The 24529-nt window shown below is 67.4% G+C and carries 18 protein-coding genes; 8 read left to right on the plus strand and 10 right to left on the minus strand.

Translation table 11 applies throughout. The features are described from left to right. Positions 1–7: 7 nt before the first annotated feature. Positions 8–808 (minus strand): N-acyl amino acid synthase FeeM domain-containing protein, encoded by an 801-nt coding sequence (locus tag ACMV_RS13455; protein WP_013640792.1) that lies wholly within the window; start codon positions 806–808, stop codon positions 8–10. A gap of 227 nt (positions 809–1035) precedes the next feature. Here ACMV_RS13455 and ACMV_RS13460 point away from each other — a divergent pair, with 227 nt between their 5' ends. Both ACMV_RS13460 and ACMV_RS13465 read left to right on the plus strand, forming a co-directional pair. Further along, on the plus strand, positions 1036–3282 hold the full coding sequence (locus ACMV_RS13460) for a putative bifunctional diguanylate cyclase/phosphodiesterase (protein ID WP_231295276.1): 2247 nt from the start codon (positions 1036–1038) through the stop codon (positions 3280–3282). A 97-nt stretch (positions 3283–3379) separates the two neighbouring features. Further along, positions 3380–5671 carry an FdhF/YdeP family oxidoreductase gene (locus ACMV_RS13465; protein ID WP_013640793.1) on the plus strand — a complete coding sequence of 764 codons (2292 nt, stop codon included), beginning with the start codon at positions 3380–3382 and terminating at the stop codon, positions 5669–5671. A gap of 188 nt (positions 5672–5859) precedes the next feature. Here ACMV_RS13465 and ACMV_RS13470 read toward each other — a convergent pair whose 3' ends face one another. The 6 genes from ACMV_RS13470 to ACMV_RS20890 all read right to left on the minus strand — a co-directional run bounded on the left by ACMV_RS13470 (position 5860) and on the right by ACMV_RS20890 (position 12266). Then, positions 5860–7248 carry an IS4 family transposase gene (locus ACMV_RS13470; RefSeq protein ID WP_013639304.1) on the minus strand — a complete coding sequence of 463 codons (1389 nt, stop codon included), beginning with the start codon at positions 7246–7248 and terminating at the stop codon, positions 5860–5862. A gap of 6 nt (positions 7249–7254) precedes the next feature. Next, positions 7255–7971, minus strand: coding sequence for an MIP/aquaporin family protein (locus ACMV_RS13475; RefSeq protein WP_013640794.1), 717 nt, complete (start codon positions 7969–7971; stop codon positions 7255–7257). A 35-nt stretch (positions 7972–8006) separates the two neighbouring features. After that, positions 8007–9506 carry a glycerol kinase GlpK gene (gene glpK, locus ACMV_RS13480; RefSeq protein ID WP_013640795.1) on the minus strand — a complete coding sequence of 500 codons (1500 nt, stop codon included), beginning with the start codon at positions 9504–9506 and terminating at the stop codon, positions 8007–8009. 130 nt (positions 9507–9636) lie between these two features. Then, a complete protein-coding gene (glpD, locus tag ACMV_RS13485) occupies positions 9637–11178 on the minus strand; it encodes a glycerol-3-phosphate dehydrogenase (protein WP_012040017.1) in 1542 nt (513 codons plus the stop codon). A 117-nt stretch (positions 11179–11295) separates the two neighbouring features. Then, on the minus strand, positions 11296–12102 hold the full coding sequence (locus ACMV_RS13490; protein WP_012040018.1) for a DeoR/GlpR family DNA-binding transcription regulator: 807 nt from the start codon (positions 12100–12102) through the stop codon (positions 11296–11298). Further along, positions 12102–12266 carry a hypothetical protein gene (locus ACMV_RS20890; RefSeq protein WP_013640796.1) on the minus strand — a complete coding sequence of 55 codons (165 nt, stop codon included), beginning with the start codon at positions 12264–12266 and terminating at the stop codon, positions 12102–12104. The genes ACMV_RS13490 and ACMV_RS20890 overlap by 1 nt, the downstream gene beginning before the upstream one ends. A 130-nt stretch (positions 12267–12396) precedes the next feature. On the opposite strand from ACMV_RS20890, the gene ACMV_RS13495 reads away from it, so the two are divergent. The 3 genes from ACMV_RS13495 (at position 12397) to ACMV_RS13505 (ending at position 16409) form a co-directional block, all read left to right on the plus strand. Beyond that, a complete protein-coding gene (locus tag ACMV_RS13495; RefSeq protein ID WP_012040019.1) occupies positions 12397–13914 on the plus strand; it encodes a methyl-accepting chemotaxis protein in 1518 nt (505 codons plus the stop codon). Between the two features lie 128 nt (positions 13915–14042). Then, entirely contained in the window at positions 14043–14918 is an 876-nt protein-coding gene (yghU, locus tag ACMV_RS13500) for a glutathione-dependent disulfide-bond oxidoreductase (protein WP_012040020.1), read from the plus strand. Positions 14919–15008: 90 nt separating this feature from the next. Beyond that, positions 15009–16409, plus strand: a complete 1401-nt coding sequence (locus ACMV_RS13505; RefSeq protein WP_013640797.1) for an aldehyde dehydrogenase family protein — start codon at positions 15009–15011, stop codon at positions 16407–16409. Between the two features lie 23 nt (positions 16410–16432). On the opposite strand, the gene ACMV_RS13510 is transcribed toward ACMV_RS13505, so the two are convergent. From ACMV_RS13510 to qhpR, 3 genes are read right to left on the minus strand one after another with little or no spacing between them, the layout of a single operon-like run. Further along, entirely contained in the window at positions 16433–17893 is a 1461-nt protein-coding gene (locus tag ACMV_RS13510; RefSeq protein ID WP_048857856.1) for a gamma-aminobutyraldehyde dehydrogenase, read from the minus strand. Then, entirely contained in the window at positions 17874–19424 is a 1551-nt protein-coding gene (locus tag ACMV_RS13515) for an amino acid permease (RefSeq protein ID WP_007423697.1), read from the minus strand. The genes ACMV_RS13510 and ACMV_RS13515 overlap by 20 nt, the downstream gene beginning before the upstream one ends. 21 nt (positions 19425–19445) lie before the next feature. Continuing rightward, on the minus strand, positions 19446–20531 hold the full coding sequence (qhpR, locus tag ACMV_RS13520; protein ID WP_048857857.1) for an AraC-like transcriptional regulator QhpR: 1086 nt from the start codon (positions 20529–20531) through the stop codon (positions 19446–19448). 207 nt (positions 20532–20738) lie between these two features. Between qhpR and ACMV_RS13530 the strand changes: the two genes are divergently transcribed. The 3 genes from ACMV_RS13530 to ACMV_RS13540 all read left to right on the plus strand — a co-directional run bounded on the left by ACMV_RS13530 (position 20739) and on the right by ACMV_RS13540 (position 24525). Further along, positions 20739–22121, plus strand: a complete 1383-nt coding sequence (locus tag ACMV_RS13530) for a glutamine synthetase family protein (RefSeq protein ID WP_197535787.1) — start codon at positions 20739–20741, stop codon at positions 22119–22121. A gap of 6 nt (positions 22122–22127) precedes the next feature. Then, on the plus strand, positions 22128–23297 hold the full coding sequence (locus ACMV_RS13535) for an iron-containing alcohol dehydrogenase (RefSeq protein ID WP_013640801.1): 1170 nt from the start codon (positions 22128–22130) through the stop codon (positions 23295–23297). A gap of 148 nt (positions 23298–23445) precedes the next feature. Beyond that, a complete protein-coding gene (locus ACMV_RS13540) occupies positions 23446–24525 on the plus strand; it encodes a GGDEF domain-containing protein (protein WP_007424365.1) in 1080 nt (359 codons plus the stop codon). Positions 24526–24529 lie beyond the last annotated feature (4 nt).

Raw genomic sequence — 24529 nt, forward strand, 5'->3', positions numbered from 1 at the left:
CGCCGCCTCAGGACGCGGCAACGGCCGGCATCGCCAGGGGTGCCGCACGCGCCGCCAAGGATTCGAGGGCAGAGAACACCGAAAGCCGCGCTGGTTCGCCCGCCATCAGCGCCTGATGCGTCGGGTCGCCGGCCGCCATCCCGGCCATGAACGGAACGGTATGCTGCGCCACGGCATACTGGTCTCTGAACAGCCCCATCAGCCCGGTCTGGAAGGTCAGTCCCGGATAGGGCCGCGGCCGCTCCAGCACGCGAAAACCGCAGCGGCGATACATCGGCATGTGATGCGCGCGCACCGCGTTCAGCACGGCATCGACGTCGTGATGCAACCCGATATAGCCCGCCGCGCGGAAGGCGGCGAACAGCACCTCGACATCGTTCGCCGCATCGGCCGCCCGCGCGAGCTTGCCAAGCTCGATCGCGCTGCCCGCGGTGCCGGGCCGGCGTTCGGCCGCGACGACCGCCCGGATCTCCGTCTCGAAGATCTCCATGGCCTGGGTCCGATGAAACACCGGATCAGGGTGGCCCGGATCGAACAGCGCGACGCGGATCGTCGCCGCCGGCGTTCCGTTGCGGAATACCAGGATCGTGGAGTAATTCGGCCTCGTATCATATTCGTCACTGAACAGGCCATCCGGCCGTTCGCCGACAAAGCCGTATTCACGGTAGGCGTCGTAGCGCATGCCGTAGGCCAGGCGCGCCTGCTGCGGCGACGTGACCAGCTGTGCCTCGATGATATTGCCGGTCTCGCGCAGCCGCTTCACGCCCGTGCGCGGCTCGACATCGGTATCCAAGGGGGAATACACCATTTTGGTCTCCACCGAAAGTTGTTCGCGTTTGCAATTTAACCGATCTGCTTTAAGATTTAACAAATCATTTCAACCTATAGTGGTTTGCAAGTTGTCGGAAGATGGATTTTGAATTTGATCATTTTCCATTCGCTGTCGCAAAGAAACTGAAATTGAGACAGTCAGGCCAGACTACCCTCGATCTGTTGCCGCAAACACGACGTCAGATCGACATATCGCTACTGGACATGAGAACCGCGCTGGTCCCCCGGATGGTGGTCACAGGCGGGCTCGTCTCGGGTGCGTTGTGCTGGAGCTTCTGGAACCGGCTGCATGGCGCGCCGTTGCTGACCGGGGGCTTCGCCGGCCTGTTCACCGGCTACGTCCTGCTCTCGATCTCCGCGATTCTCTGGGCCCGCCGACCGGCGGACGTGCGGCCCGTCGTTTTCAAGCTCGCCTTTTCCGGCCTGGCCCTCATGATCGGCATATTCTGGTCGTTCATCCTGATCGGCGGGCTGCACCATGCCGATCCGGTGCAGACGAGCATGCTCTACGCGGTCGCGATCGGGCTGATGTCGACCTCGGCCTTCTCGGGCCCAGCACTCTACGCCCTCGCCCTCTGGACACCGGTGACGATCGGCTCCGTCATCGCCATCATGGCGGACTCGGCAATCCCCCCGGCCGCGACGCTGATCGGTCTCGCGAGCTACGCCTTCCTCACCTTCTCGACCATCCTCTACGTCAACGCCAACACGATGGAGCGCGAGTTGCGCCGCCTCGAGGCCGAGCGCCAGAGCGAGGTGATCAACCTCCTCCTCCGCGATTTCGAGGAGGGGGCGAGCGACTTCCTCTGGGAGACCGATGCCTCGCTGACGCTGATCCGCCCCTCGCTGCGCTTCGCCGAGGTCGCGCGTTCGACGCCGGCGGAACTCGCCAGCATGTCGATCATCCGCTTTCTCGTCGAACACGGCCGAGCCGGGCCGGATCATTCGTGCAACGCCGCGGTCGGCAACCTGATCCACCGGATCGGGCGGCGGGAAACCTTCAATGAACCCCGGACCCCGCTGCATTTCAGCAACGAGGAGCGGTGCTGGTCGATTGCCGGCAAGCCGGTGTTCGACCGCGAAGGGGTCTTCATCGGCTATCGCGGCGTCGGGTCCGACGTCACCGCCCACCGCCTGGCCGAACGCAAGATCGCCCACATCGCCAGCCACGACAGCCTGACCGGCCTCGGCAACCGCATGAGTTTCGACGAGGCGCTGCAGGCGGCCTGCTCGGGGCCGGTCGGTGTCGGCACCGGGCTGATCTGTCTCGACCTCGACCATTTCAAGTCGGTGAACGACCGTTTCGGCCACAAGACCGGCGACGAACTGCTGCATGCGGTCGCCCGCCGCATCCTGTCATGCGTGCGCAGCCATGATCGCTGCTTCCGCCTCGGCGGCGACGAATTCGCGATCCTCCTGCCCGATGCGACGATCGCCGATGCCGAGGCGGTCACCGGCCGTATCATCGATCGGCTGGCCGATCCCTTTCGCCTCGCCGACGTCACGGTGGCGATCGGCTCCTGCGCCGGCATCGCGATGATCACCCGCCCCGGCATCCTGCCGGAGGATGCCCGCCACGCCGCCGACCTCGCGCTCTACCGCGCCAAGGCGAGCGGCCGCGGCTCCGCCCGCCTGTTCGATCCGGAAAACGACCGGCACACGACCCGCCTCCGCCAGATCGATGCCGCGCTGGTGAACGAATTCGAAAAGCAGGTTTTCTTCCTCGAATACCAGCCGATCGTCCGGCTCGACAGCGGCGCGGTGACCACCGTCGAGGCGCTGGTCCGCTGGAAGCATCCGGAATACGGCATTCTCCCGCCGGACCAGTTCATTCGGGCTTCGGAGCATAACGGCGCCATCATTCGCATCGGCGCCTTCGTCATCGAGGCCGCCTGCGCCTACGCCGCCACCCTGCCCGATCACATCGCGGTTGCGGTCAATCTCTCGCCTGTCCAGCTTCACGATCCGGCGCTGATCGAGCGGATCGGCGCCGCCCTCGTCCGCCACCGCCTCGGCCCGGGCCGGATCGAGTTCGAACTGACCGAAACCGCGATCCTCGACGTCTCGCCCGAGACCCGCCGCATCCTTGAGGCGATCACGGCACTCGGTTGCCGCCTCGCGCTCGACGATTTCGGCTCCGGCTATTCCTCGATTTCGACCCTGTACTATTTCCGCTTCGACCGGCTGAAGATCGACCGTTCCCTGATCAAGGACGCGATGGATGATCCCCGCCGGCGGACCATTCTCTTCCATATCGGCCGCATGGCGCGCGATGTCGCCCTCACCATCACCGCCGAGGGCATGGAAACCGATCATCACCGCGTCAGCCTGATCGAACTCGGTTTCGAGGAGGGACAGGGCAGCCTGTTCGCGATGCCGATGAGCGGCGAGGCCCTGCACGACTGGCTCCGACTCCGCCTCGTCCCCAGCTCGGGCCGCCTGTTCGGCTGAGGCCGACGCCATTGTTGCCGAGGCGGATCGTGTTCCGCCGCCGGTTGCATCGCCACCTCCGCCCTCCATGTGAATCGGGCCACGGAAGGAGGACAGGATGGCCAATCCCGACGATATCTTCGCCCCCTACGATGCTCCCGCCGGAGGCTGGGGCGCGCTCGCCGCCACCGCCCGCGCGCTGCGCCAGCAAAGTGCCGTCGCCCGCGGCAGCCGCGCCCTGCTCGCCACCAACCAGCCCGAAGGCTTCGACTGCCCCGGCTGCGCCTGGCCCGACCCGCGCCACACCTCCTCCTTCGAATTCTGCGAGAACGGCGCAAAAGCCGTCGCATGGGAAGTGACCGACCGCCGCGTCACCCGCGATTTCTTCGCGCAAAACACCCTCGCCGATCTCGCGAAGCAGTCCGACCACTGGCTGGAAAGCCAGGGCCGCCTGACCGAGCCGATGCGATACGACCCCGCGACCGACCGGTACGTCCCCATCGCCTGGGACGACGCCTTCGCCATGATTGCCCGTCACATCGCCGCGATGGACCACCCCGACCAGGCGGAGTTCTACGTCTCCGGCCGCACCTCGAACGAGGCCGCGTTCCTCTTCGCCCTGCTCGGCCGCCTGATCGGCACCAACAACTTCCCCGATTGCTCGAACATGTGCCACGAGCCCACCAGCCGCGGCCTGCCGCAGTCGATCGGCATCGGCAAGGGCACCTCGACCCTCGAGGATTTCGAACATGCCGACATGATCCTCTCGATCGGCCAGAACCCCGGCACCAATTCCCCGCGGGCGATGGGCACGCTGCGCGACGCGGCAAGGCGCGGCGCGCGCATCGTTGTGCTCAACCCGCTGCGCGAGCGCGCGCTCGAACGCTTTGCCGACCCGAAGGACGCGGGCGACATTCTCACCAATCGCGGCCAGCGCATCGCCCATCTGTATTGCCAGGTGAAAGTCGGCGGTGACGTTGCGGCGTTGAAAGGCGTGATGAAGCTGCTGGTCGAGGCCGACCGCGACGCTCGGGCGAACGGCCGCACCCCGGTTCTCGATCACGACTTCATTGCGGCCCACACCAGCGGATTCGACGCTTTCGTTGCCGATCTCGACGCCACGGCCTGGGACGCCATTCTCGAGACGTCCGGCCTCTCGCGGGAGACCCTGCAGCAGATCGCCGACATCTACGCGGCGTCAAGGAACGTCATCCTGATGTACGGCATGGGAATCACCCAGCACCGTCACGGCTCGCAGAACATCCAGCAATGCGTGAACCTGCTGCTGCTGCGCGGCAATATCGGCCGGCCGGGGACGGGCATCTCGCCGGTGCGTGGCCATTCCAACGTGCAGGGCGACCGCACCGTCGGCATCGACGACCAGCCCTCGGCGGCGTATCTCGACCGTCTCGGCAAGGTCTTCAACTTCGAGCCGCCGCGCGAACATGGCCATAATGTCGTCACCGCGCTCGAGGCCATGCTGCGCGGCGACGTTCGCGTCTTCATCGGCATGGGCGGCAATTTCGCCGCCGCCGTGCCGGACACGCCGCTGGCCGATGCCGCGATGCGCCGCATCGGCCTGACCGTCAGCGTGGCGACCAAGCTCAATCGCGGCCATGTCGTGCACGGGCAAGACGCGCTGATCCTGCCCTGCCTCGCCCGCTCCGAGCTCGACCCGCAGAACGGCGTCCTGCAATCGGTGACGATCGAGGACTCGATGAGCATGGTCCATGCCTCCGGCGGCCTGCTGGAGCCGGCGAGCCCGCAGCTGCGCTCGGAGGTCGCGATCGTCTGCGGCATGGCGAAGGCGATCCTCGCCGACCGGCCCCCCCGGATCGACTGGGATGGCTATGTCGCGGACTATGCCCGCATCCGCGACGATATCGAGGCGGTCTATCCCGATCTGTTCCATGATTTCAACGAACGCCTCCGCCAGCCCGGCGGCTTCCGCCTCTACAACCCGGCCAGCGAGCGGGTGTGGAAGACGGATACGGGCCGGGCGAATTTTCTCGTCTTCCGCGGCGTGGCGGAAGATCCGGCGCGGGAGCGGAATCCCGGCACGCTGCGCCTTGCCACGCTTCGCAGCCATGACCAGTACAACACCACGATCTACAGCCTGGACGACCGCTATCGCGGCGTGAAGGGCGACCGGATGGTGGCCTTCATGAACGAGCAGGACATGGCCGAACGCGGCATCGCCGCGGGCGACAGGATCCGGCTGCGAACCGTCTCGGAGGATGGCGTGGACCGGTCGGTCGGGAATCTCACCGCCCTGCCCTACAATATTCCGAAAGGGTCGATCGGTGCCTACTATCCCGAAGCCAACCCGCTGCTGCCGCTTTACCACCACGACGAGCTTGCGCTGACGCCGGCGGCGAAATCCATTCCCGTCATCGCCGAGGCGATGTGAAAAACCCGCCCGGAGGTTTGCTCCGGGCGGGCGCGATCACGCGAGCGTACGTGACTCTGACTGTTCCCGAAATTCACGCGAGAATTTCAGGAGCGGATAGCTGGCGGCATTTCTGCTCACATATGGAAAGCGGCCATGGCAAGCCCGGCCAGCGCCGCGCCGATCACCGGCCCGACGACCTACGGGATTCACGGATTTGACTGAGCTGCGATGAAGAAGCCTGTGGCCATAGAAGCGAAGCGTGCCCACCCTGCGCGCATGGTCTTTGGTCCTGGCGGCTTGTAGTAGCAATTCCAGCCGCCGAGGCGGGCGATGATCCAGGCGAGCCATGCGAGGGATCGGGGTGGATGGGGGTTTTTCTGTCGCGGCGTCTTGCCTTCGAGAGTGGGGGCAATGGCATCGGCGGCCGGGAGTAATCCGGGATCGATGACATCGGTTGCCGGCCGGTTGCTGCCGTCGCGGGCATCGACGAGTTGTACGGTGCGGGTCGCAGCGGCGAGGCCGATCAGGGCCAGCTTGAACAGCCGTCCGGCATCTTGCATCTGGGTTTCTTCAAGCCTGAGACCGTCACTTTTCAAAGACCGGAACACTTCCTCGATTCTCCATCTCAGCCGGTAGAGGCGTACGATTTCGGCGGCACCGTCTGCGTCGATGGTCTCGATCGTGGTCAGCAGGCGCCACAAGAGCGGGACGCTTTCGCCATTCCCGTCAACCTCGCGCGCCTCGACCATGGTCAGGGACAGATGCTCTGGCCCTTCCGTGTCGCTGGCATGGCGCGGCCTGCGGATCGTCACTGTTCCAGCCCGCAGCGCCACGGTTGCGATCCGTGCGGCGACGCCGGTGCGCGAGGGGGCGACACGAACCGAGGTCCGGGTCAGTTCGGGCCAGGCTGCCGGGGCGGTGAACAGGCGGCGACCGTCATCCAGAACACGATCCTGGGCGGCACGGACGATCAGGTCGACCGATGCCGGACGCCTGGCAAAGCCCGCATAGATGTCACTCTCGCGGTCGGCCACGACCACGACCGAGGCGGCACCGCTCAGACGCCCGGCGGCGCGCGCAGCACCGTCCAGCCACCGCATGCTCTCCTTGTCTTCCAGCGCCCGCTCGCGTGCAGGGGTCGCATCGAACTCATCCGAACGGGTCCAGATCTTCGCGTCCACCAGGCCGAGCACCGCCTCCGTCTCACTGTCGATGGCGATCACCGGATGCAGGAAAAATCCCGCCGATACCCCATCACCGGCCGGTCCAAGCCCACGGCGACGCGCCTCACGGCCGGAAAAATTGATCTCCGTCGTGTCCTGCGCGGCCACAATCCGACGCCCCCGGCAGGCAGCGGCCGTGCGATCCGCCAGCGTCTCCACCATCTCCGCACACGTGACCGACGGGGCTGACAGGAAGCGATGGATCGCAATCTCCCGCGCTCGTGTGCCACCAAGCTTGCGGATGACCAGAGACCCGGTCTCCACCACCCGTTCAACCAGCGTGCTGCCCATCGCCGCACGTCGCGCATCTCCGAAGTAACCCAAATCTCCAGCACGTAACGCCACCATCTTCTCCATCAGCCTCAAAATCATGGAGAATCAGGCGCAAGCTACCTGCGCAAGTAAAATCCGTGAATGCCGTAGCCCGACGACAGGGATTGCAGCATAGCCCCAATCCGACCCGCCCTTGCCCGGGATCGGCAATACCGCATGGGCGATGCGCGGCCCGAGATCACGCGCCGGGTTGATCGCATAACCGGTCGTGCCACCGAGGGACAAACCGATCCCCCAGACAAGCGCCGCGACCAGATAGGGGCCGATGCCATCCGCAATCCCGTGGGGCGAGGCCGCCTTCGAGAAGATCGCACCGATGATGAACGTCAGTGCGAAGGTGCCGATAATTTCGCTGATCAGGTTCGCGACCGTGTTCCGGATGGCCGGTGCAGTGCAGAACACCGCGAGCTTCAGACCCTGATCCGGCGTTTCCTTCCAGTGCGGCAGGTATTGCAGGAAGACGAGAATGCCGCCGAAGAATGCTCCCAGAAAATCCCCCGCAATGGCCTGCGGAATTCCGGTCCAGTTATTGTGATCCACCGCGATGCCGATCGCGAAGGCCGGATTGATATACGCAGCCGGACTACCGCAGGCCTTGGCGACGAACACACCCGCCAGCACCGCGAAGGCCCACCCCGTCGTTATGACGATCCAGCCCGAATTCTGGGCCTTGGAATGGTTAAGCAGCACACCGGCCACGACACCGTCACCGAACAAGATCAGTGTCGCGGTGCCAAGGAATTCACCCGTGAAAATGGACATTTCTTGATTTCTCTTGATGACTGGTTTGTTTTTCGTCAATCGACCCAGGCGAAGGAACGCTGCACGGCCTTCTTCCATGAGCGATAGTATTTTTCGCGCGTCTCGGCGGGCATTGACGGCTCCCAGGTCTTGTCCACGCCCCAGTTGGCGCGCAGATCCTCAAGATTCGCCCAGTAGCCGACGGCGAGGCCGGCGGCGTAGGCGGCACCCAGCGCGGTGGTCTCGGTCATTTTCGGGCGGACCACCGGGGCGTTCAGGATGTCGGCCTGGAACTGCATCAGCAATTCGTTGGCGACCATGCCGCCATCGGTCTTCAGCGCCGCGAGCCGGATGCCGGAATCCTCCTGCATCGCCTCGACGACGTCGCGCACCTGGTAGGCGGTGGATTCGAGGGCGGCGCGGGCGAGGTGGGCGCGGGTCGCATAGCGCGTCAGCCCGGCGATGACGCCGCGGGCGTCGTCCTTCCAGTAGGGCGCGTAGAGCCCGGAGAACGCGGGCACGATATACACATCGCCATTGTCCTCGACGCTGCGGGCGAGCGGCTCGATCTGCGGGGCGACGTCGAACAGTTTCAGGTTGTCGCGCAGCCACTGCACCAGCGCGCCGGTGATGGCGATCGCTCCCTCCAGCGCGTAGCGCGGCTTCTCGTCGCCGAGCTGGTAGGCGAGCGTGGTAAGCAGCCCGGCCTTGGACTGCACGGGCTCGGTGCCGGTGTTCATCAGCAGGAACGAGCCGGTGCCATAGGTGTTCTTCGCCTCGCCGGGGGCGAAGCAGGTCTGTCCGACCAGGGCGGCCTGCTGGTCGCCCAGCATGCCAGCGAGTTTCGTGCCTTGCAGCGGGGCGGTGCGGATTTCGCCATAGACGGCGGAGGACGGCACGATCTTCGGCAGGCAGGCGCGCGGAATGCCGAACGCGTTCAGCATGTCGTCATCCCAGGCGCAGGTCGCGAGGTCGATCAGCATGGTGCGGCTCGCGTTGGTCACGTCGGTCACGTGGTGGCCGCCATTCACGCCACCCGTCAGGTTCCAGGTCAGCCAGGAATCGACGGTGCCGAACAGCGCGTCGCCCGCCTCGGCCTTGGCCTTCGCACCTTCGACATTGTCGAGAATCCAGCGCAGCTTCAGCCCGGCGAAATAGGTGGCCAGCGGCAGGCCGGTCTTGGCGCGGAAGCGGTCCTGCCCGCCATCGCGGGTGAACTGCTGGACGAGCTGGTCGGTGCGGGTGTCCATCCAGACCAGCGCGTTGCAGAGCGGCTGGCCGGTCTTGCGGTCCCACACCACCGTGGTTTCGCGCTGGTTGGTGATGCCGACGGCGGTGAGGTCGGACGCGGTGAGGTTTGCCCGCGCGAGGGCGGCGCCGATGACCTCGTTGGTGTTGGAGAGAATCTCCATCGGGTCGTGCTCGACCCAGCCCGGCTTCGGATAGATCTGCCGGTGCTCCTTCTGGGCGACGGAAACGATGTTCCCGCCCTTGTCAAACACGATGAAGCGCGAGCTCGTCGTGCCCTGGTCTATGGCCCCTACATAGCGCGACATTTTATTCCTCCCTTTGCTGGCAACGATGTGAACTAACGTCCGGGTAGCAGTGCAGCCGGCTCCGGCGCGCCCCTGGCGCGGCGGGCGCCGGATTCCGCCGGACTCCGGAATTTCTGTTGCGCCTCGCGCATCATGCGTGGGCGTCCTGTGCGGCGAGGGTCTGCATGAACCGCTCGACAGCGGCGATCTCGGCATCGCTCAGCCGCAGGCCGAACTTGCTGCGGTGCCAGACCACGTCCTCCGCGGTCAGCGCGAATTCGTGGGCGTGCAGGTAACGCAGTTCCGCCTCGGTCAGGTCGGCGCCGAAGATGGCGCCGAGATCCTCCGCCCGCCGCGCATCGCCGAGCAGGACGCGCGCGCGGGTGCCATAGGCCCTGACCAGCCGCGCCGCGGTGGCCGGCGCGAGGAACGGATAGTCGCGCAACAGCGCCGCCACCTGGGCGTCGAACCCGTCGGTCGGGAAGTCGCCGCCGGGCAGGGGCTCGTCGCCGGTCCAGCCCTGCTTCCGCGCGGTGGCGGGCGGCAGGTGCGGCGCGAGCTTGCCGAGCACCGATTCGGCCAGGCGGCGGTAGGTCGTGATCTTGCCGCCAAAGACTGAGAGCAGGGCGGGGCCATCGGCCGGGGCGTCCATCTCCAGCACGTAGTCGCGCGTGGCGGCCTGGGCTTTCGAGGCGCCGTCGTCATAGAGCGGGCGGACGCCGGAATAGGCCCAGACGACATCTGCCGGCGTGACCGGCTTCGTGAAATAGGCGCTGGCGGATTCGCAGAGATAGGCGATCTCGTCAGCCGAGGCACGCACCTCGGCGGGGTCGCCCTGATAGTCGCGATCGGTGGTGCCGATCAGGGTGAAATCCCGCTCATAGGGGATGACGAAGAAGATGCGGCCATCGGCGTTCTGGAAGATGTAGCAATGATCCTCGGGGTAGAGCCGGGGAACGACGATGTGGCTGCCCTGGACGGCGCGCACCGAGGCCGGCGTGTTCGCCCGCAGCACCTTCTGCAGCACCTCGGCGACCCAGGGCCCGGCGGCGTTCACCAGGGCGCGGGCGCGCACCGTGCGGGTTTCGCCGCTGCGCTCGTCGCGCACGGTGAGGGTCCACAGCCCGCCCTCGCGCGCGCCGCTGATGCAGCGGGTGCGCGGCTCGATCACCGCGCCCCGATCCGCCGCATCGCGCGCGTTCAGCACGACGAGGCGCGAATCCTCCACCCAGCAATCCGAATATTCGTAGGCGCGGACAAAGCGCGGATCGAGCGGGCGGCCGGCGGGATCGCGCCGCAACCGCACCACGCGCGTCGGCGGCAGTTTCTTCCGCCCGCCGAGATGATCGTAGAGAAAGAGGCCGAGCCGCAGCATCCAGGCCGGGCGCAACCCCTTGTGGTGCGGCAGCACGAAGCGCAACGGCCAGATGATGTGCGGCGCGATGCCCCACAGCACCTCGCGCTCCATCAGCGCCTCGCGCACCAGCCGGAACTCGTAATATTCGAGATAGCGCAGGCCGCCATGGATCAATTTGGTCGAGGCCGCCGAGGTGGCGCCGCCGAGATCGCCCGCCTCGCAGAGAAAGACCGACCAGCCGCGCCCCGCCGCATCGCGCGCGATGCCGCAGCCATTGATGCCACCGCCGATGATCGCGATGTCGTGGACCACTGAAGTGTCCGTTGCGGACGCCATCAGGCAAACCTCCCGCGTTTGCGTTTCGTATTCGATCGCTTGTCGAAGCGAACGTTAATACGAACAAAAACCGGGCGTCAACACTCAAAACGAAATATGAAACGAATATCGACCGACTCAGTCGGCCGTGTCGGCGTCTTCCTCCCCCGCCGTTTCCACCACCTCGATGCCGAGACGTTCGCAGAGTTCGCGGCTTTCGGGCGTGCGCAGCCGGTCGGTCACCAGCACGTCGACATCCTTCAGATGCGCGATCCGCACCGGCGCGGAGCGGGTGAACTTGCTGCTGTCGGCCACCAGCATGACCCGCCTGGCGCATTCGATGATTGCGCGGGAGACCTGCACCTCGCGGCTGTCGAAATCGAGGAGCGTGCCGTCGCGGTCGATCGCCGAGGTGCCGATCACCGCGAAATCGGCGCGGAACTGGCGGATCTGCTCCACCGTCGTCGCGCCGACGATGCCGCCATCGGCCCGGCGCACCGTGCCGCCCGCCATGATGAGCTCGACGCCGGGCAGGCGATACAGCTCCGCCGCCACATGCAGGTTGTTGGTGATGACGAGCAGGCCGCTGTGTTGCGCGAGCGCGCGGGCGACCTCCTCGGTGGTGGTGCCGAGATTGATCAGCAGGGAGGAATTGTCCGGGATCAGCCGCGCCGCCGCCTCGCCGATCAGCTGCTTGACCGGCTGCGCCACGAGCTTGCGCGCGTCATAGGCGAGATTGGCGACGCTGGAGGCGATCATCGCGCCACCATGCACCCGGGTCAGGCGGTGGACCTCGCACAATTCGTTGAGATCGCGCCGGATCGTCTGCGGCGTCACGCCGAAGCGCGCCGCCAGATCCTCGACCGAGACCCGCCCGGCTTCCTGCAACAGGCTCATGATCTCGGCCTGTCGGCGGCTTCCCGCGCGGGGCGAGGCGCCGTCCATCACCGGCGCGCCCGCTGCAGGTCCGAATTGGTGCTCATCGTCATGGTCATCTGTGTCTCCCTTCCGCGGTAGCCTTTGTCGCGCAGCGGGCCGCCGAATGCCAGCCGCCCGAAACGAACATCCCGATCCTCGGCTTCAATGTTCGTTTTCCGGAATTCGAACATTCGCCTGCCGTGCAGATCAAGCCTGGTCGAATGCAGTATCTCAATAATCGAAATTAAAATTGTAACGTTAGGCGGCTCTTAATTATTCGAAAACATAGATATTTGCATTCAACAGAATGGGTCAACCACGATGAACACTTGCCGGGAAACGTTCGCGCAGCGACTGGAATTCATCGGGCTCGACGAACAGGTCAGGGGCCGTCTGCGGGACATGCAGCCGGTGCTTGCGCAGGCGGTGCCGGCCGCACTCGCGGATTTCTACGAGCGCATCCGCCGCAGCCCGGAAGCCCGTGCCTTCTTCGCCACCGACGCCTCGATCGGCACGGCCCGATCCCGCCAGGCCGGCCACTGGACCCGCATCGCCGAGGCGCGGTTCGACACCGACTATGTCGACGCCGTCACCCGCGTCGGCGAGGTGCACGCCAGGATCGGGCTCGAGCCGCGCTGGTATATCGCCGGTTACGCGCTCATCCTCGAACAGATCATCGCCGGCGTGCTCGATTCGCGGAAACCGAAACGGCGCCCCCTGTTCCGCCGCGACGCCGAAACCAGCCCGGCCGCCGATCTCGGCGCGCTGGTCAAGGCCACCTTCCTCGACATGGATCTCGCGATCGCCGTCTATCTCGAGGAACTCGACCGCCGGCGCCGCGAGGCCGAGGACAAGGCGGCCGCGACCAACCGCGTGGTAATGGATACGCTCGGCCGCGCCCTTACCGCGCTTGCCGAGGGCAACCTGTCCTACCGCATCACCGAAGGGCTGCCGGAGGACTATCATCGCCTGGCCGACGATTTCAACGGCGCCCTCAGCCGCCTGTCGGACAGTCTCTCGGGCGTCCGCAAGAGCACCGGCGAGATCAACAACGGCGTCGACGAGATCGCCCGCGCCGCCGAGGATCTCGCCCGCCGCACCGAGCAGCAGGCCGCCAGCCTCGAACAGACCAGTGCCGCGCTCAACGAGATCACCTCCGGCGTGCAGAGCACGGCGGAGAACGCCGCGCGCGCGAACACCGCGGCCCAGACGGCCAACGCCGCCGCCGACAGGTCACACAATATCGTCGCCAACGCCGTCGCCGCGATGCGGCAGATCGAAACCTCCTCGCGCGAGATCGACCAGATCATCGGCCTGATCGACGAGGTGGCGTTCCAGACCAACCTGCTCGCGCTCAATGCCGGGGTCGAGGCCGCGCGCGCCGGCGATGCCGGGCGGGGCTTCGCCGTCGTCGCCTCCGAGGTGCGCGCCCTCGCCCACCGCTCGGCCGAGGCCGCGAAATCGATCAAGGAACTCATCGCCCGGTCCTCGAAACAGGTGGGCGACGGGGTTCGCCTGGTCGGCGAGACCGGCGCCGCGCTGGAGACCATTGCGCAGAACGTGGTCGCGCTCGAACAGCTCATCACCGAGATTTCCGGCTCCGCCAACCGCCAGGCGCGCAGCCTTGCCGAGGTGAATGCCGCCGCCGGGCAGATGAACCAGGCCGTGCAGCAGAACGCCGCCATGGTCGAGCAGACCGCGGCCGCCACCGTGTCGCTGAAGGAGGAAACCGCGAAGCTCGCCGCGCAGGCGGCGGGCTTCCGCACGGCGCAGGACGCGCCGCCCACTGCGATCCGGCGCAGTGCCGCGCGGCCGCACCCGGTGCCCGTGCCCGCCTGATCGACCCCGCGCCAGGGGCCTGAAAAACGCGCCTCCTGGCCCCATCTCCCGTCGCGCGTGCCATCCGGCACAATCGGCGCAGCCCCGCCGGGCTGACGATTCCAGAATTTGAAACGTGGAGACAGACCATGACGAGCGAGACCGCCTACACACCCCCGAAAATCTGGACGTGGGAGCAGCCCAGCGGCGGACGTTTCGCCAGCATCAACCGCCCGATCGCCGGCCCCACCCATGAGAAGGAACTGCCGGTCGGCCGGCATCCGCTCCAGCTCTATTCGCTCGCGACGCCGAACGGGGTGAAGGTCACCGTCATGCTCGAGGAGCTGCTCGCCCGCGGCCATGCCGGCGCCGAATACGACGCCTGGCTGATCCGCATCGGCGAGGGCGACCAGTTCGGCAGCGGCTTCGTCGCCGCCAACCCGAACTCCAAGATTCCCGCCCTGGTCGACCATGGCGGCGGCAAGCCCCGCCGGGTGTTCGAGTCCGGCGCCATCCTGCTCTATCTCGCGGAGAAGTTCGGCGAATTCCTGCCGAAGGACCTCGACGCGCGAACCGAATGCCTCTCCTGGCTGTTCTGGCAGATGGGCAGCGCCCCCTATCTCGGCGGCGGCTTCGGCCATTTCTACGCCTATGCGCCGGAGAAGTTCGAATATCCGATCAACCGTTTCGCGATGGAAACCAAGCGCCAGCTCGACGTGCTCGACCGCCGGCTCGCCGAGGCGGAGTACCTCGCGGGCACGGAATACACGATCGCCGACATGGCCGTCTGGCCCTGGTATGGCGGGCTCGTGCTGGGCTGGCTCTACAACGCGGCCGAATTCCTGCAGGTGCATGAATACCGCAACGTCGTGCGCTGGGCCGAACAGATCCTGGCGCGTCCCGCCGTCCGCCGCGGCCGCATGGTCAACCGCACCTTCGGCGACCCCGCCGAGCAGTTGCACGAGCGGCACGACGCCTCGGATTTCGAAACCCGCACGCAGGACAAGCTCGTCCCGCAAGGCTGACGGGCCGGCCCGCCATTCTGCGCTCTGATGTCATTGCCGGGCCGCGCGGCGGCGTGGCAGACTGCGCGGGCGCAGAATGGAGTTCCCGCCGTGGCCGAGCATCCCCGGATTCACCGCATCCTCTCCCCCGCCGACGGCACCGAGGTCGCCGCCCGCGCCCTTGCCGGGCCGGCGGAGATCGAGCAGGCGCTGGAGCGGGCCGCCGCCGCGCAGAAGGCCTGGCGGCGCGTCGGCCTCGCCGAGCGGATGGCGATCTGCGAGCGCTTCGTCGCGCATTTCACCGCCAATGGTGCTGCGATCGCCGCCGAGATCAGCGCGCAGATGGGACGGCCGGTAAGCCAGACACCGGGAGAAATCCGCGGTGTTGCCGAACGCGCGCGGATGATGATCTCGCTTGCAGCGGAGTCGCTCGCGCCGGTCCGGCCCGCGCCGGTCGCCGGCTTCGAGCGGTTCATCACCCGCGAGCCGCTCGGCGTCGTCTTCGTCATCGGCGCCTGGAACTATCCCTATCTGATCACCGTCAACAGCGTCGTCCCCGCGCTGCTTGCCGGCAATGCGGTGGTGCTGAAACAGGCCTCGCAGACGCTGCTCTGCGCCGAGCGTTTCGCCGAGTCCTTCGCCGCCGCCGGCCTGCCCGAGCACGTCTTCCAGGTGCTCCACCTCGCCAATGCCGACGCCGAGGCGGTGATCCGCGATCCGCGCGTCGATTTCATCGCCTTCACCGGCTCGGTGGCGACAGGCCATCGCGTCGTCCGCGCCGCCGCCGACCGCTTCGCCGGCATCGGCCTCGAACTCGGCGGCAAGGACCCCGCCTATGTCCGCCGCGATGCCGACATCGTCCACGCCGCCGACAACCTGGTCGACGGCGCCTTCTTCAATTCCGGCCAGTCCTGCTGCGGGATCGAGCGCATCTATGTCGACGCCGCGGTGTATGACGACTTCATCGCCCGCTTCGTCGAGACCACCAACGCCTATCGCCTCGGCCATTCGCTCGACCCCGCAACCACGCTCGGCCCGATGGTCAACGCCGCCGGGGCCGATTTCGTGCGCGGGCAGATCGCCGAAGCCCTCGCCGCCGGCGCCACCGCGCTGATCGACGAGGCGCGGTTCCCCGAAAGCCGGCCCGGCACGCCCTATCTCGCGCCGCAGGTGCTGGTGAATGTCGATCACCGGATGGACGTGATGCGCAGCGAGAGCTTCGGCCCGGTCGTCGGCATCATGAAGGTCGGCTCGGACGCGGAGGCGATCGGCCTGATGAACGACAGCCCCTATGGCCTCACCGCCTCGGTCTGGACCCGCGACATCGAGGCCGCGACGCGCATCGGCGGCGCGATCGACACCGGCACCGTGTTCATGAACCGCTGCGACTATCTCGACCCGGCGCTGGCCTGGGTCGGGGTGAAGGATTCCGGCCGCGGCTGCACCCTGTCGCGGATCGGCTTCGAGCATCTCACCCGGCCGAAATCCTTCCACCTGAAAGAAGCACCCTGACGCATCGTCCGGCGCGGGCGGGATCAGTCCAGCCGGACCATGACATGGCGGACCACGGTATAGTCCTCCAGCGCATAGGCCGAGAGGTCCTTGCCGTAGCCCGACCGCTTCAGCCCGCCATGCGGCATTTCGTTGGCGAGCATGAAATGGCAGTTCACCCAGGTCGCGCCATAGCGCAGCCCGGCGGCCAGGCGCATCGCCCGCCCGACATCGCGGGTCCAGACCGACGAGGCGAGGCCGTAATCGGAATCGTTCGCCCAGACGATCGCCTGCTCCGGATCGGTGAAGCGCGTCACTGACACGACGGGGCCGAACACCTCGCGGCGCACGATCTCGTCGTCCTGCGCGGCACCGGCGACCACGGTGGGTTCGTAGTAGAAGCCGCTCCCCGCCGCATCGCGCCCGCCGGCGACGACCTCGACATGCGGCAGCGCCGCCGCGCGGGCGACGAAGCCGCCCACCCGCTCGCGCTGGCGCGCCGAGATCACCGGGCCGATATCGTTCTCCGAATCATCCGCCCGGTCGTAGCGGAGCTGCGTCACCGCCGAAGCGAGGTCGGCCACGAACCGGTCATAGACCTTCGCACCGGCATAGACCCGGCAGGCCGCCGTGCAGTCCTGCCCGGAATTGTAGTATCCGAAGTCCCGCACCGCGGCGACGGCGGCGTCGATATCGGCGTCGTCGAAGACGATCACCGGCGCCTTGCCGCCGAGTTCGAGATGGGTGCGCTTGATCGAGGCCGAGGCCGCCTGGATCACCCGCTCGCCGGTGCCGATCGAGCCGGTCAGCGAGATCATCGCAATCCCCGGCGCGTCGATCAGCGCCTGGCCGGTGCTCGGCCCGCGGCCCGAAATCACGTTGAGCACGCCCTCGGGCAGGATGCCGGCGGCGATCCGGGCGAGCTTCAGCGCGGTCAGCGGCGTCAGTTCCGAGGGCTTGAGCACGACCGTGTTGCCGGCGGCGAGTGCCGGGGCGATCTTCCACGCCGCCATCATCAGCGGATAGTTCCACGGGGCGATCTGCGCGACCGGGCCGACCGGATCGCGCCGGATCATCGAGGTATGACCGGCGAGATACTCGCCCGCCGCACTGCCCGACAGGCAGCGGGCGGCGCCGGCGAAGAAGCGGAAACAGTCGACGATGGCGGGCATCTCGTCGCGCAGCACGGCCGGGCGCGGCTTGCCGCAGTTCAGCGCCTCCAGCGCGGCGAAGTCCTCCGCCTCGGCCTCGATCGCATCGGCGAGGCGCAGCAGCATCGCCGCGCGCTCGGCCGGCGGCAGCGCCGCATAGGCCGGAAAGGCGCGCCCGGCGGCTTCCACCGCGCGGGCCACCTGGCCGGCATCCGCCTCGGCGATCTCGGCGATGACGGCGCCGGTCCGGGGATTGACCACCGGCACCGGCGCGCCCGCGCCCGCCTCGAACGCGCCGCCGATCAGCAGTTGCGTGGGCAGCGTTGCAGCCATCTCAGCCTCCCGTCCCTTCATGGACCGCGCGTTCCTCGGCCGCGATTTCCGCCGCCCGGCTGGCGATCGCCTCGCGGCTGATCGGCGGGCCGGGGAAGCGCACCCGCGCCACGCCGAACCAGAGCACCAGCATCAGCACGATCAGGCCGAGACCGTAGGTGATCAGGATATTGTTGGGCGGCTGGATGCCGATATAGATCAGCACGAACACGCCGATGATCGAGATGACCGCAAGCGGCTTCGAGAGCGCGCCGAGGCGGAACGGGCCGAACTCGGTCCAGGTCTTGCCCTCCGCCAGCAGCCCGGCCGCGACCGGCATGGCGTAGGAGATGTAGAGGAACATCGCGCAGCCCGCCGCCAGCGCCGCGAAGGCCGGCGAATACAGCGTGGCCGCGACGGAGAGCACCGCCGTCAGCCAGATCGCGCCGACCGGCGTGCGGTGCGTCGGGCTCACCCGCCGCCAGATCGCGTGGCCCGGCAGCCCGCCATCGCGGGCGAAGGCGAAGATCATCCGCGAGGTCGAGGTCACCCCTGCCAGCGCGCAGAGATAGTTGGCGACGACGATGCCGACATAGAGCAGGTATTTCACCGGCAGGATCACCGGCAGCCCGGCGAGCAGGTTGAAGAACACGTTGCCGCCCTGCGCCGCCGCCTTGCCGAGATCCGGCATCGCCAGCAGGATCGAGGCCTCCATCACCAGGCCGAACGCGAACGACCAGAACACCGAATTGATGATCCCGCGCGGCACGGTGCGCCTTGCGTTCACCGTCTCTTCCGAGGTGTGGGCCGCGCCGTCGAACCCGGTGATAGTATAGAGCGGCAGCAGCAGGCCGAGCATGAAGAGATAGAACAGGTTGCCGCTATGCGGCACCACCCCGCCGCCGGCCTTGCCGGAATAGTTGATGAAGGTGAACAGCCGCGAAAAATCGTAATGCTGCGCGCCCACCAGCATCGCGATGGTCAGCACGATGGCGATGAAGAAGATCAGGTAGCCGGAGAAATCGGTCAGCCGCGTGGTGGTGCGGATGCCCATGTGGTTGAACGCGCCCTGGCTCGCGGTGATCAGGATGACCGCGATGGTCTGCTGCCAGAACCCCCAGTGCGACGTGTCGATATGGAACATGTTGCCGAGGATCAGGCTGGTGAACAGGTCATAGGCGCCGACATTCACCGAGGCGACGACGAAGATCAGCCCGAGCAGGTTGACGAAGGCGGTCGCCCAGCCCCAGCCGCGCCCGCCCAGGATCGAGGACCAGTGATAGAGCGCGCCGGCCGTCGGATAGGCGGAGGCGATCTGCGCCATCGACAGCGCGATCACCATCGAGAAGATCGACCCCACGATCCAGCCGACGAACACGCCCCCCGGCCCGGCGGCGGAGAACGCCGCCTGGAACGAGGTGATTCCGCCCGCAAGGATGCAGATGATCGAAAAGGCGATGGCGAAGTTGGAAAATCCGTGCATGCGCCTGGAGAGTTCCTGCGCATAGCCCATCTTGTGCAGCGTTGCGGTATCCTCGGCGAGGATCCGCGCCTCATCCTGGTTGTTCGACATCTCCGTCTCCCATGTTGACCGTCAGGCCGTGTGTGCCGGGCTTGGCCGCCCGGTCGTGCTGTCAGGCATCGCGCGGGCGCCGAGCTTGCGGCGCACCGTCTCGGGCGAGGCGCCGTGCAACCGGCGGCAGGCCCGCGAGAAGGCGCTCACCTCGGAATAGCCGAGCAGTTCGGCGACCGCGGCGATCGAGAGATGCGGCTCGGCGAGGTACATCAGCGCCAGCCGCGCGCGCACCTGGTCGATGCATTCCGAATAGGTGATTCCGTGTTCGGCGAGCCGGCGCTGCAGCGTCCAGCGCGGCAGGCCGAGGCTTGCGGCCACCCGGTCGATCCCGGCCGGCCCCTCGGGCAGCAGCCGGCGGATCTCGCTCGTCACCGCGCCGAGCAGGTCGCGCGGCGCGCCGCCGCCGCCGATCCGGCGCAGCTCCTCCGCCAGTGCTGCGAAGCGGGCCGGGTCGCGCGCCGGCATCGGCCGCTCCAGCCCCGCCGCGCGAAAGCTGATCGCGTTCGCCGGGGCGGCGAAGAACACCGGCGCGCCGAACGCCGCCGCATGCGCCTGCGCCTGTTCCGGCGCCGGGTGCTCGAACCACACCTCCTCGATCTCCAGCGCGCCGCCCAGCGCGCGCCGCAGCAGGTTGGCGAACATCCCCATCGTCAGCTCGGCATCCTGCCGGCGCGACCAGATCCGCGGATCGACGATCCGGTATTCCAGCCGCAGCGAGCGGCCCTCCCGCGCGAGGCGGGTTTCGGTATTCTGCTGGTGCTGGATGAAATGCCGGGCGAAGGCGGCAAGCCCGGTGCCGACATCCGGCGCCGCCAGCGCAAGCTCGCCGATCAGCCCGAGCGCCTCCGGCTGGAACTGCTGGCCGAAGCGCAGGCCGAAATGCGAATCCCCGCTGCGCGCCGCCGCCCGTTCCATCATCGCGACATAGCGGGCGAGCGGCACGGTCGCGCGCGGGTCCTCGAGGTCGCGCGGATCGAACCCCGCCTCGCCGAGCACGAGGTCCGGATCTGCCCCGGCTCCGCGGATGAACGCCGTCACACCCGACGCCGCGGCGGCGAGCACATGGCAGGATGTCGATCCGGACGCGGCGGCAGGCAGACCCATGATCCCCTTCAAATCCGACGATGCCGCACCAGAATGCCGGGCGGCGCGGCGGTTGCGCAACGAAATTCGGCAGCGTGCCGACTGTGGCAAATTCCACCCCGGCCGGCTTTGACATTAGAACACAATCCCGCGCGCGGCCCCCGCTTGTCGCCGAATGTCAAGATCGTCACACTGCGGCCATGCGATGTTCCGCCGGGAGGTGCGATCATGAACAACGATCTTTCTGCACAAAACATCACCGCGTCCGGCGGCATGACGCTCGACGAGTTGCGCGCGGCGGTCGATGCCGGGGCGATCGACACGATCGTGATGGCGGCGCCGGACATGCAGGGACGGCTGCAGGGCAAGCGGGTGATGCCGCGTTTCTTCCTCGACAACGTCCTGGCCGACGCCTCCGAGGGCTGCAACTACCTGCTCGCCGTCGATGTCGAGATGACGCCGGTCTCCGGCTACGATTTCGCCTCATGGGACCGCGGCTATGGCGATTTCGTCTTCCGCCCCGATCTCTCGACCCTGCGCCGCGCCGCCTGGCAGGAAGGAGCCGCGATCGTGCTCTGCGACATCGCGTTGCATGACGGCTCCCCGGCGCCGGTCGCCCCGCGCAGCATCCTGCGCCGCCAGCTCGACCGCCTCGCCGCCGCCGGCCTCACCGCCCTCGCCGCGACCGAGCTCGAATTCATGCTCTTCCGCAACACCTATGAAGAGTGCATGCGGCGCGGCTATCGCGACCTCGATCCCGCCAATCTCTACAACGTCGACTATTCGATCCTCGGCACCGCCAAGGTGGAGAAGGTCATCCGCGCCATCCGCAACGCGCTGGAGGCGTCGGGCATCCGCGTCGAGAACTCCAAGGGCGAGTGCAATCTCGGCCAACACGAGATCAATTTCGCCTACGCCACGGCACTGGAAGCCGCCGATGGCCACGTGATCTACAAGGAGGCCGCGAAGGAAATCGCCCAGGCGCAGGACCACGCCATCACCTACATGGCGAAGTTCAACGAGCGCGAGGGCAATTCCTGCCACATCCATCTCAGCCTGCGCGACGCCGCGAACCGTCCGGTCTTCGCCGCAGGCGGGGGCCACGCGCCGGAATTCGGCCATTTCCTCGCCGGCCTCGCCGCCCACGCCGCCGAGCTTTCCGTCCTGTTCGCGCCCAACATCAACTCCTACAAGCGCTACGCCGTGGGCAGCTTCGCGCCGACCGGCCTGGTCTGGGGGCATGACAACCGCACCTGCGCCTTCCGCGTGCTCGGCCACGGGCGGTCGCTGCGCGTCGAGAACCGGCTGCCGGGCGGCGACGTGAACCCCTATCTCGCGCTCGCCGGCATGATCGCCGCCGGGCTCGACGGCATGGAACGCCGCCTGCCGGCGCAACCAGCCTTCACCGGCAACGCCTATCACGGCGACCTGCCGCGCGTGCCCCGCACGCTTTCCGACGCCCTCGCCCTCTGGCGCCACAGCGCCTTCGCGCGCGAGGCGTTCGGCGAGCAGGTGGTGGCGCATTACGCAAGGATGGCCGAGGTCGAGGTCGAGACCTTCGCCGCCGCGGTGACCGACTGGGAACGCACACGCTGCTTTGAAAGGATGTAACCCGCGATGACCATTCTGCAGGGAACCTGGCGCTTCCCCACCGAGGTGCTGGCCGGGCCGGGCCGCATCGGCGAACTCGCCGCCCGCGCGCGCGATCTCGGCGCCCGCCGCGCGCTGCTCGTCTCCGACGCGCAGGTGGCGAAACTGCCCTTCTTCGCGCCGCTGGAGGCCGGCTTCGCCGCCGCCGGCATCGCCACCGCGCGCTTTACCGGCACCCACCCCGACCCGCTGGCGAGCGACGTCGCCGCCGGCGTTGCCGCCTTCCGCGCGCACGAGGCGGACCTCGTCGTCGCGATCGGCGGCGGCAGCGCGCTCGATTGCGGCAAGACCATCGCCCTCGCCGCCGCGACCGACCGGCCGCTCTGGGATTTCGAGATCACCCTCGCCGCCCCCGCGCTCGACCGGGCGATGGTGCCCATTCTCGCGGTGCCGACCACCGCCGGCACCGGCTCGGAAGTCGGCCGCGCCTCGGTCATCACCGACGAGGAGGCCGCCCGCAAGGTGATCCTGCTGCACCCGCAGATGCTGCCGCGCCTCGTCGTGCTCGATCCCGAACTCACCATCGGCCTGCCCGCGACCCTCACCGCCTGGACCGGGATGGACGCGCTCGCCCACAATCTCGAAGCCTATTGCATCGACGCCTGGCACCCGATGGCGGACGGCGTCGCCGTCGAGGGGATGCGGCTGATCCATGGCAGCCTCGTCACCGCGACGACCGATGGCCGCAACCTCGCCGCCCGCGGCACCATGCTCGCCGCCGCCTCGATGGGCGCGACCGCCTTCCAGAAGGGCCTCGGCGCGATCCATTCGCTCAGCCACCCGATCGGCGCGCACTGCCACGCCCATCACGGCCTGACCAACGCCGTGCTGATGCCCTACGTGCTGGAATTCAACCGCCCGGCGATCGAGCCGAAAATCGTGCAGGTCGCGCGCTGCCTCGGCATCGGGGGCGGGTTCGAGGGCTTCCGCGACTGGGTGATCGACCTGCGGAAGGCGCTTGGCATCCCGCACACGGTGGAGGCGCTGGGCGTCACCGCGCCGATGCTCGACCAGCTTTCCGAGGAAGCCTTCCGCGATCCGAACACGCCGGACAATCCCCGCCCGGCCGACACCGCCGCCCTGCGCCGCATCCTCGCCGCCGCCCTCGAAGGCCGGCTCGACGGCCTGTCCCGCTGAACCGTGACCGTTTCCGTTCCATGCGCGGGACGGAAACGGCGCGTCTCAATATGCGACTATTTTCTTATTATTGTATAACAGCCAAGAATGACTTGTTGTCATCGCCGGATTTAACCGGGGCTTTACCTGTGGATGATAGCAATGACTCATGCAACAGGTGATCAACCGGTCTCCTCTTTCTGACAACGCGCCCGACGACGACAGCAATGTCGCGATCATCGGCGTCGCGCAGGCCGTCTGGGCCGAGATGGCGCTGCATGGCATCGTGCCGACGCCGCACGCCTATGAGATCTGTTTCGCCTATCGCAGGGGCGACAACCCGACCCTTTGCGACTTTATCGACCAGCACCACCCGAATCTTGCGAACCTCACGCCGGACGCGATCGAGTCGCTGCACGCGCGCTTCTTCAATGACTCGTCCGTCAGCGAGGACCTCGCGAGCAACGTGCTGGGTCTGCAGGAAGCCGCGGACACGCTTGTCGGCCATATCACCGGCAATCAGTCCGCGCTCAGGGACTATGGCGACACGCTCGCCGGCTGGGCGAAACGCCTCGACCATGAGCCGACCATCGCGAGTCTCGTTGCCGCGGTCGCGGCGCTGACGGCGGAAACCACCCGCGCCGCCGCGCGCAACCGTGCGCTCGAGGAAAAACTCGCGAACTCGGTCCAGCGGATCAACCGGCTAAGGCAGTCCCTCAGCGTCGCCCGGGCGGAAGCCACCACCGATTCCCTGACGGCCATCACCAACCGCCGCGCCTTCGACACCAAGGCACGGCGGTTCATCACCCAGACGCGCGGCGCGGCCCCGCTCGTCGCCTGCCTCGTCCTGTTCGATATCGACAACTTCAAATGGTTCAACGACGTCCATGGCCACCAGACCGGTGACCTGATCCTCCGCCTCGTCGCGCGCCTGCTGTCCGACAGCGTCAAGGGCCGCGACACCGTCGCCCGCTATGGCGGCGAGGAATTCGCGGTGCTGCTCGCCGGAGCGGATCTCAGATCGGCCATTTCCGTGGCACGGCAGATCTGCCAGTCGATGGCCGATCGCAAACTGGTCAAGCGTTCCTCGGGCCAGCAGCTGACCCAGGTTACCCTGTCCGCCGGCGTCGCCCAGTTCATCGGCGGCGAAAACCTCGCGAGCTGGGTCAGCCGCGCAGATGCGGCACTCTACCGGGCCAAGGAACTCGGCCGCAACCGCGTCTGCAGCGAACTCGACCTGGCCGGCTGACCGG

Origin of the sequence: Acidiphilium multivorum AIU301 (assembly GCF_000202835.1) — a bacterium.
In the GTDB taxonomy this organism is placed as follows: Bacteria; Pseudomonadota; Alphaproteobacteria; order Acetobacterales; family Acetobacteraceae; genus Acidiphilium; species Acidiphilium multivorum.

Excerpts from the sequence above, each read along its gene's own strand:
- qhpR (WP_048857857.1), bottom strand. The coding sequence starts at position 20,531 with ATGGGTCTGCCTGCCGCCGCGTCCGGATCGACATCCTGCCATGTGCTC.
- ACMV_RS20890 (WP_013640796.1), bottom strand. The coding sequence starts at position 12,266 with ATGTTCGAATTCCGGAAAACGAACATTGAAGCCGAGGATCGGGATGTT.
- ACMV_RS13460 (WP_231295276.1), top strand. The coding sequence starts at position 1,036 with ATGAGAACCGCGCTGGTCCCCCGGATGGTGGTCACAGGCGGGCTCGTC.
- ACMV_RS13490 (WP_012040018.1), bottom strand. The coding sequence starts at position 12,102 with ATGGACGGCGCCTCGCCCCGCGCGGGAAGCCGCCGACAGGCCGAGATC.
- glpD (WP_012040017.1), bottom strand. The coding sequence starts at position 11,178 with ATGGCGTCCGCAACGGACACTTCAGTGGTCCACGACATCGCGATCATC.
- ACMV_RS13515 (WP_007423697.1), bottom strand. The coding sequence starts at position 19,424 with ATGTCGAACAACCAGGATGAGGCGCGGATCCTCGCCGAGGATACCGCA.
- ACMV_RS13535 (WP_013640801.1), top strand. The coding sequence starts at position 22,128 with ATGACCATTCTGCAGGGAACCTGGCGCTTCCCCACCGAGGTGCTGGCC.
- ACMV_RS13495 (WP_012040019.1), top strand. The coding sequence starts at position 12,397 with ATGAACACTTGCCGGGAAACGTTCGCGCAGCGACTGGAATTCATCGGG.
- ACMV_RS13470 (WP_013639304.1), bottom strand. The coding sequence starts at position 7,248 with ATGATTTTGAGGCTGATGGAGAAGATGGTGGCGTTACGTGCTGGAGAT.
- ACMV_RS13465 (WP_013640793.1), top strand. The coding sequence starts at position 3,380 with ATGGCCAATCCCGACGATATCTTCGCCCCCTACGATGCTCCCGCCGGA.
- glpK (WP_013640795.1), bottom strand. The coding sequence starts at position 9,506 with ATGTCGCGCTATGTAGGGGCCATAGACCAGGGCACGACGAGCTCGCGC.
- ACMV_RS13475 (WP_013640794.1), bottom strand. The coding sequence starts at position 7,971 with ATGTCCATTTTCACGGGTGAATTCCTTGGCACCGCGACACTGATCTTG.
- ACMV_RS13530 (WP_197535787.1), top strand. The coding sequence starts at position 20,739 with ATGAACAACGATCTTTCTGCACAAAACATCACCGCGTCCGGCGGCATG.
- ACMV_RS13455 (WP_013640792.1), bottom strand. The coding sequence starts at position 808 with ATGGTGTATTCCCCCTTGGATACCGATGTCGAGCCGCGCACGGGCGTG.
- yghU (WP_012040020.1), top strand. The coding sequence starts at position 14,043 with ATGACGAGCGAGACCGCCTACACACCCCCGAAAATCTGGACGTGGGAG.
- ACMV_RS13510 (WP_048857856.1), bottom strand. The coding sequence starts at position 17,893 with ATGAAGGGACGGGAGGCTGAGATGGCTGCAACGCTGCCCACGCAACTG.
- ACMV_RS13540 (WP_007424365.1), top strand. The coding sequence starts at position 23,446 with ATGCAACAGGTGATCAACCGGTCTCCTCTTTCTGACAACGCGCCCGAC.